Here is a 12,445-nt window from a genome sequence, read left to right as displayed (position 1 = left end):
GGACGGCCCTCTCGCGGTGCCGCCGCCCGAGTTCCAGGGCCGCGCCGAGCCCGGACCGCCCTGGGCCGGCCACGGTGACCACCCGGCGTCGCGGCGGCTGCCGCCGCACGACACCGGAACACCCGGCGCGCTGCGCGAGTCCGCCGCCCTGAGCCTGCGGCTCCCCGACCACATCGGTGTACTCGCGCTCGGGGAGCCGCTGCTCGCCTGCCTCGACCGGCCGTACGGCGAGGACCGGGACGCTCTGGAATGGGCCACCCGGGCATGGGCCCTGTCGGCACTGCACGAACACCGGTCCCCGTACGGTGACGACGCCGATCCCCGCTACCGGGCGGCGCTCGAACACGTGCCCGCTGCCGCCGGGCTGGCGGCGCTCGGCGGAGCGTACGGGATCGGTCCGGTCACCCCGATGACGTTTCTGCCGGGGCCGGCCGACGACGAGTGCGGCTCCATGCCGGTCCCCTCGCCCGGGGAGGTACGGCTGCTGGCCGCGGCCGTGGGCAGCGGCAGCGGGTTCGAGCGGGCCCGGCGGCTGCCGGCGCGGAACCCTCCCGGCGAGCCGGACCTGGACGGGCTGCGGAACGCCGCCGCGTACGGGGATCTGGCGGGCGCTCTCCAGGCCGTACTCGGTGAGCGGTACGTCGCAGGGGGAGAGAGCACGGCCGTGCGGTACCACGCCCTGGTGGGCGACTATCTGACGGGGAACTGGGACAGCGCCCTGTCGTGGGCCCGCCGGATCGAGACGCGGGGCCGGTCCGACGGCCCGGCCGGTGTCGGACACCTGGCCCGGGCGCTGGCGGCCGAGATCCAGCTCATGCGCGGGGAGCACGGACGCGCCCGCGAGTGGCTGGACCTGATCCCCGACTCCGTCGGCCACCCGCTGGTGGCCCGGGTGCGGCTGGGGATCCGGTACTGGTCGGGACACCCGGACGAGGCCCTGGCCCAGGCATGGCGCGACGTGCGGCGGGCGCGGGAGGACGGACTGCTCGCGGGTGTCGACAGGGTGCTGCTCCGGATCCTGTCGATCACTGTGCGGGGGAACGACCGGGAGGCGTCGCGGGAGACTCTGGAGCACTTGGAGGCACTGCACGAGGAGGCCGCCTCGCCCATGACATACGAGGCGGTGCTCCTGGGGCGAGGGATGGTGCACGGCGACGCGGACAGCGCGCTGGCCGCGTACCGGCTGGTGCGGCAGCGGGTCGACCTTCCCCTGAGTGTGGACTGCTGCCAGTGTCTGACGGACGTCGCCGACGACCCCCTGCGGTGGCTGGCCGAGGCGACGCGGAGCGTGCATGCCCTGGACATGGGGCCGCCCGTCCGCAGCTTGCTCGGCGAGGCGGCGCGGCGGCGGAACGTGTCGCTCCCCAGGCGCCGTACGGCCAGGGAAGGCCTCAGCGAGCCGGACGTGCGCGTGATCGCCATGGTGAGCGACGGCTCCACCAACCGGCAGATCGCTGCCCGGCTGGCGTGCAGCGAGAAGACCGTGGAACAACGGCTGACACGGCTGTACCAGCGGACCGGCTGCCGCTCCCGGGTGGAACTGGCCGCGGCCTGGCTGGACGGCGGTCTCGCCCGGAGGGGCCTGGTGCCGGACAGCGGGCCGCACGGAGACAGCGGGGACTGACGGCTGCCCCGCAGCACTCGGCGGTGCACCGGCATCGAGGCCGGGGGAGGAGCCGGGCCGGCTCGCCCCGTGGCGTCACGCCTCCTCGAAGCTGACGCCGTACTTCTCACCGCTGAGGTGGAACTCGGTGATCGGCCCGAGCGACCGGGAGGCACGCGCCGCCTGCTGCTGCATGGCCGCCGTCGCGGCGTCCCACCTGGCCTTGGCGCATGTGTAGGCCTCGTTCGCGTCGTCCGGCCAGCCGGCGAGGTGCTGCCTGGCGTCGTCGTCCAGGCACAGGAGTGTCCCGGCCAACTGCCGGGTCAGGGCGGTCATCTCGCCGGCGACGAACGCCATCTGCTCCAGGCTCGCCCGGTGCGGGGTCATCCCGTTCTCTTCCCTTCCGTCGGCCCGCCGGCCCCGTCGCCGGTGCCGGTGAGCGCCCGCGCGTGTTCACCGGTGCTCTTTCTGAGCCTCTCGGTGACGATCTCCAACTGCCTCTCGACGGTGGCGCAGTCGTCCAGCCAGGCGTTGAGGGCAGCGTTGAAGTCCCCGGCGGCGGCACCCGTCCAGTCGGCCCCCAGCGTGTTCGCCTGGTCTCTCATGCTGGTGGTCACCTGCCTGGTTCTGCCCAGCACGTTCTCCAAGCGCAGCAGAGACGCCTTCATCCCCTCGATGTCGGCCTGTTCCCTTTGCCGCCGTGCCACGGGCAGATCCTCTCGGTGCGGATTCCGGTGGTTCGGTGCGGACTTCGGGCCGCGTTCCGGTAAGGATGAGGCGCCGCGTCATCACATCCGTACCGTCCGTCGATTCTGCCGTGGTGGCTCACGGTGCGTAACGGGGGAGGCTGTTCCTTGCCTTCCGGTACAGCACCTTGCACCTGTGTGCGGGCGGGCGGGCAGGATCCGCTGTCCTCGCGGGCAGTGTTGTCCGCCGAAGCGGTGGTGGCCCAAGGACGGTTCCTAGAGTGGGATCGAGGTCGGGCAGTGACAGTGCCCGGGCAACGTCGGCCTGCGCCGACGCCAGCGTCCGTGCGTACCCAGGCAGGGGCGCCGCATCCGCGGCACGGAGCCATCGCTGCCTCCGACGCCCGGGAGACGCGGTGGCGACGAAACCGATGCCCGCGGGGCGGGAGTTGTCGCGCGGTGGCGTGAGACCTTGATGAAGGAGCGACGTGTTGACAGCGGACAGTGCGCCGGGCATCCGTGCCGGACGGCGGACCGGCTGATGCGTGCTCAGCGGAACGACAGCGACCAGGACACCGAGGCGCAGCCTTCCTCGGCGCCGGTCGACAAGCTCCTCGCCGCCTCCGTGGCCAGACGCTTCTACCTCGAGAACCAGTCGAAGGTGGAGATCGCCAAGGAGTTCGGCATCAGCCGGTTCAGAGTCGCCCGTCTGCTCGACGCCGCTGTCGCCCAGAACATCGTGCGGATCGACATCACCGTCCCGGCCGAGATCGACGCCTCGCTCTCGCGGGCCCTGACCGAGCGCTTCGGGCTGAGGCACGCGGTCGTCGTCAACCTGACCCGGGGCGAGGGCGGTACGCCGTTCCCGGGGGACACGCGTCAAGTCGGCCGCTGGCTCGGCACGGCCGCCGCGCAGCTCGTCTCGGAGATCGCCGAGGAGACGGACGTCCTGGGCCTGGACGGAAGCCGTGCGGCCGAGGCGCTCGGGGAGGCGGTCACCCGGCTGCCTTCCTGCGAGGTGGTCCAGCTGACCGGAGTGCACGGACCGGACCTGGCGCACGACGCCGCGGTGACCGCGGTCCGGCGTACCGCCGCGGCCGGTGGCGGCCAGGCCTTTCCCCTGTACGCGCCGTTCCTCCTGCCGGACGCGCCGACGGCCTCGATCCTCCGGAGCCAGCCGGCCATCGCCGAGACGCTGAACCGTTTCGCCGGGGTCACCAAGGCGGTCGTCGGCATCGGCGCGTGGGAATCCGGGGCCTCGCCGTTGTATGACGCCCTCACCGAGCAGGAACGCGCTACGTACGAGGCGCTCGGGGCGTGCGCCGAGGTGTGCGGCCATGTCTTCGACGCGGCCGGCAACGTGATTCCGGCGGCGGTGAACGCTCGCACGATCGCGGTGAGCGCCGCCCGGCTCCGCGCCTTTCCGGAGCTGATCGCCGTCTCGGGCGGCCCGCGGAGCGCCGAGGGCATTCGTACCGTCCTCAAGAGCGGTCTCCTCACGGGTGTCGTCACGGACGCGACGACCGCCCGCCGCCTCCTCTGGTACGACGGCCCGGACGGCACGAACCGGACGAGGGCCGCCCACGTGGTGGAAACGGCCACATGAGATCGCCGTGCGGCGTCTCCCGGTCCCGCTCCCGCCGGATTCCGTCCGCCGCCCGGGTCCCGGGTCCCGTGTGACCGACCAGCCACGTATCCACCGAGTGAGGAAAGCGATGACCCAGCAGGGCGCCGAGGGCACGGTCGGAGAACTGCCGCCCGTTCCCGACGAGATCGGTGAGGCCGCCAGGGTCGCCCCGGACCACTGGCTGGGGATGGTCGATCCGATGTGGTCCGGCGAAGGGGATCCCCCCGAGTGGGCCCCGGCCGGCCGATGGCGGTCGGGACCGGACGGCGAGGTCGAGGAGTGGCAGGACAACCCCGACTACCGGCCGTCCCCCGGCGCGCGCGGCTGGCCCGAACCGGAGGACGAGGTGGACCGGGCCAGCCGCCTCGCCGCGACCGGCCACGGCCCCGGCGAGGCGGTGACGCAGACGCTGCTCGGCCGTGAGGTGGCCGTTCTCACCGGACCCGGCGGCAGCCCGCTGAGTGCCGCGACCCCGGACGGAACCCCCGTCGTCCCGCTCTTCACCTCGCCGGTGTTCCTGCACACCGTCGGCCGTTTCGCCTTCGAACTGGTCAAGGTCGACGACCTTTTGCCGCGGGTTCCCGAGGGGTACGCGCTCTGTCTCAACCCCTCCGGCCCGGTCAGCATGACCCTTGAACTCGACGCCGTACGCGACGCGGTGACCGTGGCCGACGACGCCGTGGCACGGGGGACGGACGCGTGAGCCGCTGGTCGTCCCCCTTCTCCCGCCGGGGCGGCAGGCCGCCCGCCGCGCCGGGCGGTACCCGGCATCCGGTCGGTGACCCGGGCGGAGCCGTACACCGGGGGACCGCCGGTGCCCCGCCCGTCGAGGACATCGACGGTGTGCTGCTCGTGCGCTCGGTCGAGGACGACTCCTTCCCGATGGCCACCCTGGCCGAGGTGGCCCGTGCCGTCGGCGTCGACGAGGACGTCGTCACTGTGATGGTCGGCTCCGCCGGCGACGGCGGCCCCGACGCCGGCCACTGGGCCAGGCTGGGGGCCCTCCTGGACTCCCTCCGTGCGAAGGACGTCACCCGGATCCGGCTCGTCATGTCCGGGGCCGGCGACGACCGTCCGGACCAGCCCTGCGTGGCCCGCAGGATCGCCGATGCCTGGGGGCTGGAGGTGACCGCCCCGGACGGAACCGTCCTGGTCACCCCCGGCGGTGTGCTCTTCGTGTACGGAGACTCCCGGCCCGGGTGCGGATGGTGGCACTTCGCGCCCGGCGAGGCACCCCGCAGACTGGGCCCGCGTGCCCCGGCCCCCGGGTGGCAGGAAGCGCTGGGCCGGGTGCCCTCGCACACGGCGGGCGGCTGTGTGGTGGACCAGATACCGGCGGGCGTGCTGATGCGTCCGGCCGATGCCCCCGGGCCCCACCCCGACGATCTGTGCTTCGCGGTGCCCGTCGACTCCGAGCGTCCCGCCGTGCTGGTCGGTGCCCTCCGGGCGGAGAACGTGCCGGCCGACGAGGTGGCCGCCGTGCTCGCGGCGCTGCCGGTGGCGCAGCGGTCCCGGGTCCGGCTGGCCCCGGGGGGCCGCCGTGACCTGCTGGGCCTCGGCCAGTCGGTCGCCGACATGCTGGGCGCCGAGGTGGAGGTGCTCACGGGTCTGCCGCTGCTCCCCGACCACGCGCCGCCCGGAGCGGCCCCGCAGCCGACCCTGGTGGGCACCGACGGGACACCGAGCTGGCAGCCCTTCGTGTCCTCCGTGGCCTGCGGGCCCATCGACTCGCTGGGGCGGACTCCCGCCCCCCGCCTGGTCGCGAGCCATCTGCCCGACTGGCTCACCGACGGCACGGAACCGGGGACCGTACGGCTGACGGACCGCTGGCAGGTCACGGTGACGCGGGCCGGGCTCGCCCTGTGGGAACAGGGCGGTCCCCGCCCTCCGCTCGCGGGTCCGGCCGTGGACCCGGACACCTGTGCCATCGAACTCGGAGTGCCGGGACAGCAGTTGGACGCCTCGCTGTGGCCCGCGCTCGACCTGCTCCTGGGCGGTCTCGACGCCGGGGCCCGGGCGAGGACGACGCTGCTGGTGCGCGGCAGGCTCACCACCGAGGAGGGCCGACTGCGCAGGCTGGCGGCCGAACACGGGGTACTGGGCATCCGCTACGTCACGGCCGCCGTCCCGGAGCCCGCGCGCCCCGGAGCCGGTGCGGGGCCGCGCCCGCCCGTGGCGGTCGGCGCCGTGTCGCCACCCACCGGCAGGGCCACGGAGGGCTCACCGCCCGCCGCGCGGGAGGAGGCCGCCGAGGAGAACGCGGCCACGAGGTCCGCCACGGCATCGGGCGAGCACAGGACGGTTCCGGCGCGTACGGCACCTCCCGTACGGCACGTGCCCTCGTCCGCGCCGCCGGGAACCACGGCCCCGACCGGGAGTTCCCCGGTCGCGGTGCGGCCCGTCGCACGGGAACCGGGGTCACTTCCGGACCCCGCCGGACGTACGCCGTCCGGCCGCCGTCCTGCCGCCGAGGCGCCGGCGGTGTCCGCCGCCTCGCCAGACGGTCCGTCACCCGGTGGTTCAGGGGAGGCCGAGGCACCCGAGCGCGAGTCGGCGGGCCGTGCGATCACGGCCACGTCGGCGAACGTATCCGGTGATACGTCGATCGCGGGCCCCCCGTCGCGAGAGCCGGTGACCGGCGGCGAGGCGTCGGCCGGTGCGACGCCGCGCCCGTCCGGTGGCGGGGTGCCCGGTGGGGAGCCCGATCGCGCCGGAGTCGCGGAGCCGGAGAGGCCCGGCCCGGCTACTCACGTACCGGCTCCGGAGCCGTCACGGTCGTCCGCGGCGCGGACCGTTCCTCTGCCGTTCGGCCCCGGCCACGTCAGCGGAGCGGCCGAACAGGCGGCGTTCCGTGATCTCGCCGCGCCTGTCTGGGAGCGGCATGCCGCCGCCGTCTCGCGTCTGCTCACCCGGATGCCCGCGCTGCGCGGCCTGGAACTGGAGGCGGCGAGGATCGACCTCGTCGCCGCGCACGCCTATCTCACCACCGAGGAAGGGCCGTTGCACCATCGCGAGCTGATCCGCGACATCCGCACGGGTGAGGGGCGCCTGCTGCCCTACGCCGGGTGCCTGGCGTCCGCTCTGCGGCGACTGCCGTCCTACCGGGGTGTGGCGTTGCGGGGAGGGGACGCGACCGGGCCCGAGCCCGCGGTCGGCGCCCTCCTGACGGAGCCGGGGCCGCTGAGCGCTCTGGCCCGGCCCACGACGCTTCCCACCGGGGCCGGTGTGCGCTACGCGATCTGGTCCTCCACCGGGCGCAAGGTACGTCAACTGATCGACCGGGCGGCCGGATCCCCTGAGGCGTTCGACGAGATCGTCTTCGTGCCGGGGACCGGTTTCCGGGTGCTGGGGGTTCGGACGGTGCCCGGGGGAGCCCCTGTGGTGCTGCTGCGTGAGCTGGCCGGCAGCGCGACCGCCCAGGAACACCTGGACGGGGCAAGGGAGTTCGGCCAGGCGGACCTCAAGGCGCTCGCCCACCTCGAAGAAGCGATCGCCAAGGACCTTCCCGTGGACGAGGGGCGGAACTGGCCGGATCGCTGCACAGGACCCGTGGGCCATGGCGGATAGCCGGGCGGGCGCTCCGGGACCACTCCCGGGCAGCCGCTGGACCGCATCACAGTTCACCTACGACGCCAAAGGACAATGATGGCAAATCGTCAGAACCGATCCTCCCCGGACGGGACGTCGGGGGGTACCCCGGCCGCCGGGAGTGCGGATCCGTCGGCCGCCGAGGGCAGGTCGTCCGTGCGCAGGGCGTTCGCGCTGGGGTCCGTGGGGGCCGATCCGAGCCAGGCGTTGGCGCCCGCCGTGCCGCCGGCCGCCGGTGCGGCCCGGGGCGAGAGCGGACAGAGCGAGAGCGGACAGAGCGAGAGCGGACAGAGCGGGAACGGACAGAGCGAGAGCGGCGGGGAGACCCCGTCACGACCGGACACCTCCTCGGGCGGAGCGGCAGGCACCGGGGCGGCCGTGACCACGAGCGGGACGACCGCGGAGGGGGAGGCCGAAGCGAGTACTGCACCGGCCGCCGCACCGGCCGCGCAGCCGGAAGCGGTGGGACGCGGGCGTACCCAGGTGGCGTCGGCCGCGGCCGGGGTCGGCGGGTTCGGGGCGTCCGGTGGGGCGGCGGCACGCGGGGACGGCGAACCGCCGTCCGGGAATCCCAAGAAGCCGCTGCTCGCCGCCGCTGCCATCGCGGGCTCCATCCTGCTCGTGGTGCCGGTGCTGATCCTGGCCACGGGCGGCTCCGACGAGAAGAAGGACAAGGCCGCGGTGTCCGCGACGGACGCCGTCCTCGGGGACGACCAACCGGGCGCGCCGCAGGGCGAGTACGCCCCGGCCTCACCCACGGCCGACGCAACCGGGAAGGCCTCCGCCACGCCGAGCGGGAAGGCGACGGAGAAGGCGAAGCCCGTCGGCGCGGACGACGCCGTGGGCGCGGCGCCGGCCCTGACCGACGTCCCGGTCGTCAGCGCCCCGAAGGCGCAGAAGACACCGAAGGCGTCGGCACCGAAGAAGTCGACGCAGAAGACGTCCGGCACGACGACCACCAACTCCGGCTCGGTACAGCGTCAGCCGGCCGGGCCCGCGGTCGGCACCGCGGCCTACGCGGTCCTGCAACTGGCCGACCGCAACCCGGGCAAACACGTCTGCTACCGGGCCTATGTGACCGGCATGGGCTGGCAGGGCACGCAGTGCGACGGCGCCACAGCGGGCTCGGAGGGGCAGAACCGGCCCATCAAGGCGCTCAACATCGCTGTGACCGGCACCAACCGTGTGGACGCCAGTCCGTGGATGCAGGGCACCGGATGGAAGGGGCAGGATTGGAAGGGCGCGGCCGTCGGCGTCAACCTGACCATCGGAACGGCCTCGGACTCGGCCCCGAACATGGGCGGATTCGCCATCAGCGTGGACGGGGCCAAGGGCACGATCTGCCAGACCGCGCACATCCGTAACGGTGGATGGCTGGAAAGGGCGTGCGACACCCCCGAGACCAAGAACAACTACATCTTCGGCGGCACCCTGAGCGCGGACCTCTGGCTCGAAGCCGTCCGGTTCACCGTGTGACACCTGCCTGAGAGACGAAAAGCGCCCGCCGGATCGGTTCTCCGGCGGGCGCTTCCGCTTCACAGGGTGGCTCGGTGCCGTCTCACAGGGCGGTCCGGTGCCGTGCGGGACGGTTCTCCGGCGGCAGATCCTCGGGGAGCAGCGTCGTGAGGTCGTCGAGACTGGGCGTCAGGACCCCGCCCAGCCGGCGGGCCTGACTGGTCATCATGGACTCCAGCAACTGGCGGGCGAGCCGGGCGTTGCCGAACGAGCGGTCCCGGGGGATCGCGTCCACATGGGCGCGCAGCGTCGCGAGGGTGTCGGTGCCGCACTCGTAACCGGACGCGGCGGCGTGCCGGGAGACGATGGTCACCAGTTCCTCCGTGCTGTAGTCCTCGAACTGCACGAACTTGGAGAACCGGGAGGTCAGTCCCGGGTTGGAGGCGAGGAAGCGCTCCATCTCCTCGGTGTATCCGGCGACGATGACCACGATCTCGTCGCGGTGGTCCTCCATCAGTTTCAGCAGGGTGTCGACTGCCTCGCGGCCGAAGTCGTTGGAGGATCCCTCGGGGGTGAGGGTGTAGGCCTCGTCGATGAACAGCACGCCGCCCAGCGCGCTGGTGAAGACCTCCTTGGTGCGCTGCGCGGTGTGCCCGACGTACTGGCCCACCAGGTCGGCCCGGGCCACCTCCACCAGGGTGGCGCGGGGCAGCACCCCCAGGGAGTGCAGAAGTCTCGCGTACAGCCGGGCCACCGTGGTCTTGCCGGTGCCGGGCGGACCGGTGAAGACCAGATGGTTGCTGATCCTGGGCGAGGGCAGGCCCGCCGCCAGCCGCTGCCGGGCGTTGGACAGCAGGTTGACCAGGTCGGAGACCTCGTGTTTCACCGCCCCGAGACCCACCATGGCCGTGAGTTCGTCCATGGGGTCGGCCGCGTCGTCCGCCTGCTGGGGAGATCCGTCCACGGCTGCCGCCGCCGCGTCTCCCACGTCCTGCGGCAGCAGCAGGCTCAGGTCGCTCTCGGCGGGGTCGGGCATGGACGCGAGCCGGAACGACTGCCGGTCCACCATCTCCTCGAACACCCCGCGGGCGGCCCGGCCGTTGCCGAAGGAGGCGTCACGGGTCATCCCCTCGAAGCGGACGGCCAGTGCCTCCCGGGTCAGCGGCCCGAGTTCGTACCGGTTGTGGGCGCACATGCTCTCGGTGATGGTGACGAGTTCGTCCACGGCGTAGTTGCCGAACTCGATGGTCCGGGTGAACCGGGAGGCGAGGCCCGGGTTGGCGGACAGGAACGACTCCATCTGCTCGGAGTATCCGGCCGCGACCACGACCACGTCGTCGCGGTGGTCCTCCATCAGTTTCAGCAGGGTGTCGACGGCCTCGCGCCCGAAGTCGTTGGAGGATCCTCCCTCGGGGGTGAGGGTGTAGGCCTCGTCGATGAAGAGCACGCCGCCCAGCGCGCTGGTGAAGGCCTCGGTGGTCTTGATGGCCGTACCGCCGATGATCTGGGCCACCAGGTCGGCCCGGGCGACCTCGACCAGATGCCCGCTGCGCAGCACGCCCAGGTCCGCCAGGATGCTCCCGTACAGCCGGGCGACGGTGGTCTTACCGGTGCCTGGGGGGCCGGCGAAGATGAGATGCCGGCTCATCGAGGGCACCGGCATGCCGAGCCGGCGCCGGCGTTCCGCCAGCTGGTTGAGGTTGACCAGGGTGCTCACCTGGTGCTTGACGTTGGCCAGACCGACGAGCGACTCCAGCGCGGCCAGCGGGCCCTCCGGCTCGGGCTCCTTCCCGGCCGGCCCGCCCGGTGCTCCGCTCCCGCCCTCGGCCGTCTCGCCCCAGCTGTCCGGCGCGCCGTTGTCCGCGCTGGTCAGGAAGTCCACCGAGAGCCGGTCGCCGGAGCCGCCCTGCCGCAGCCCCGCCCCCCGGTTGCCGCGCACCACGCACCGAGTGACGGAGACGGGCTCGTCGCTGTCGACCCGTATCCCGTCGCCCGTGCTGCCGGTGACCTCGCAGCCGGTGAGCGTGGCCCGCCCGCCGCGCGACACCTGGATCCCATGGGCCTTCGAACCGCTCACCCTGACCCGGTCCAGCGTGGTCTCCGCGCCGTCCCGGACGCTCACGCCCGCGTCGGCGCTGTCGCTGATCTCGCAGTCCCGCAGGGTGCCCCGGCCGTGCTCGCCGACGAGTACGCCCGAGCGGGCGGAGGACCGCATCACCGTGTCGCTGACCTCGGGGTCGGCGTCGTCGTCGATGCTCATGGCGCAGCCGCCCGCGGACTCGATCTCGCAGTGCTCCAGGCGCCCGCGGCCGTCGTCGCCGAACTCGATGCCGTGGCCGCCCGCTCCCGTGATCCGGGCGCGGCGCAACAGCGGGTTGGCGGAGGAGCGGACGGAGATGCCGACCCCGGCCGCGTCCAGTACGTCGAGACGTTCGAACTCGGCGGTGGAGTCGTCCGCCAGGAGCACCGCCCCCGAGGCGTCGGCGCAGTCGCTGACGACCGTGTCCCGCAGCAGCGGGGCACTGCCCTCGACGACCCGGACGGCGGGCTGCGCCGAGCTGTGGAACTCGCATCCCTCCAGGGTTCCGCGCGAGCGGTCGAGGACGAGCAGTCCGCTGTGCTTGGTGCGCCGGGTGACACAGCGGCGCAGTAGCGGGTCGGCCCCGCCGGAGATGACGATGGCGCTCTGGGTGATGGACTCGAACGTGGTGTCCTCGATCTCCGGGCGGGAGACGCTGGTCACGAGCAGGCCCACCGAGGTGTGGTGGACGGTGGACCGTACGACCCGGGTCGAGCTGTGGCCCTCCAGGGCGATGGCGGGCTTGTCGGTGCCGGAGATGTCGCAGCCCTCCACGGTGCCCCTGGCCTCACCGCTGGCGAGGACGCCGTTGGCGCGCGCGCCGCGGATCCGGCAGTCGCGGATCAGGGGACGGGCGGTCTCGCCGATGACCACCGCGGAGGTGCCGAAGTTCTGGAACACGCAGTCCTCGATGACGCTCTCGGCGTCCGAGGAGTCGACGATCCCGGCGCCGCCCGGGTTGCTGATCTCGCAGCCGCGGGCGGCCAGCGAGCCCGTGCCGCGCACCAGCAGGGCCGTCCACCCCGAGCCGGTCACGGAGCAACCGTCGAGGGCGGCCTGGCCGGCCGGTACGTCCACGACCGCCAGTTCCTTGTCCCGTCCGCGCAGGGTCAGACCGCTGAGCATGACGGCGTCGGCCATGAGGCTGACGGCGGTGCCGGCGCGGGGGGAGATCTCGACAGCTCCGCGCTCGCCCTCGGCGACGATCGTGACCCGGTTCCTGATCACGAGGTTCTCGGCGTAGCGCCCGGGGCGTACCCGGATCACCGCCCCGGTGCGCGCCTGGGCCAGTGCCTCACCGATCGTCTGGAAGGTGTCCGTCCGTTCCGGGCAGACCGTGAGTATTTGCCGTGCCACGCGCCTCGAACCTCCTCGTTTTTCTGAGTTTTTGCCCTGGTCTGTGCGCA

The 12,445-nt window shown here is 73.3% G+C and carries 8 protein-coding genes; 5 read left to right on the top strand and 3 right to left on the bottom strand.

Annotated features, from left to right (window positions below; genetic code table 11):
• Positions 1-1,624, top strand: a 1,624-nt coding sequence (locus tag G3I56_RS38955) for a helix-turn-helix transcriptional regulator (RefSeq protein ID WP_164417649.1), incomplete at its 5' end; no start/stop codon positions are given.
• Between the two features lie 75 nt (positions 1,625-1,699).
• Here G3I56_RS38955 and G3I56_RS38950 read toward each other — a convergent pair.
• The gene (locus G3I56_RS38950) at positions 1,700-1,990 is read right to left on the bottom strand and encodes a hypothetical protein (RefSeq protein ID WP_164417647.1); all 291 of its coding nucleotides are present in this window, start codon (positions 1,988-1,990) and stop codon (positions 1,700-1,702) included.
• Positions 1,987-2,310 (bottom strand): hypothetical protein, encoded by a 324-nt coding sequence (locus G3I56_RS38945; protein WP_164417645.1) that lies wholly within the window; start codon positions 2,308-2,310, stop codon positions 1,987-1,989. The genes G3I56_RS38950 and G3I56_RS38945 overlap by 4 nt, the downstream gene beginning before the upstream one ends.
• 520 nt (positions 2,311-2,830) lie before the next feature.
• On the opposite strand from G3I56_RS38945, the gene G3I56_RS38940 reads away from it, so the two are divergent.
• The 4 genes from G3I56_RS38940 (at position 2,831) to G3I56_RS38925 (ending at position 8,980) form a co-directional block, all read left to right on the top strand.
• Positions 2,831-3,895, top strand: a complete 1,065-nt coding sequence (locus G3I56_RS38940) for a sugar-binding domain-containing protein (protein ID WP_164417643.1) — start codon at positions 2,831-2,833, stop codon at positions 3,893-3,895.
• A gap of 109 nt (positions 3,896-4,004) precedes the next feature.
• Positions 4,005-4,619: a type VII secretion system-associated protein gene (locus G3I56_RS38935; protein ID WP_164417641.1), complete on the top strand. Its 615-nt coding sequence runs from the start codon at positions 4,005-4,007 to the stop codon at positions 4,617-4,619.
• Positions 4,616-7,483, top strand: a complete 2,868-nt coding sequence (locus G3I56_RS38930) for a hypothetical protein (protein WP_164417639.1) — start codon at positions 4,616-4,618, stop codon at positions 7,481-7,483. Before G3I56_RS38935 ends, G3I56_RS38930 begins: the two co-directional genes overlap by 4 nt.
• Before the next feature lie 78 nt (positions 7,484-7,561).
• Positions 7,562-8,980, top strand: a complete 1,419-nt coding sequence (locus G3I56_RS38925; RefSeq protein ID WP_164417637.1) for a hypothetical protein — start codon at positions 7,562-7,564, stop codon at positions 8,978-8,980.
• Between the two features lie 82 nt (positions 8,981-9,062).
• On the opposite strand, the gene G3I56_RS38920 is transcribed toward G3I56_RS38925, so the two are convergent.
• Positions 9,063-12,395: a right-handed parallel beta-helix repeat-containing protein gene (locus tag G3I56_RS38920; protein WP_164417635.1), complete on the bottom strand. Its 3,333-nt coding sequence runs from the start codon at positions 12,393-12,395 to the stop codon at positions 9,063-9,065.
• Positions 12,396-12,445 lie beyond the last annotated feature (50 nt).

This window comes from Streptomyces sp. SID12488, from assembly GCF_010548275.1.
Lineage (GTDB): Bacteria > Actinomycetota > Actinomycetes > Streptomycetales > Streptomycetaceae > Streptomyces.
Note: the sequence above shows the minus strand (reverse complement) of the source record. Positions and strands in the feature narration are given on the sequence as shown.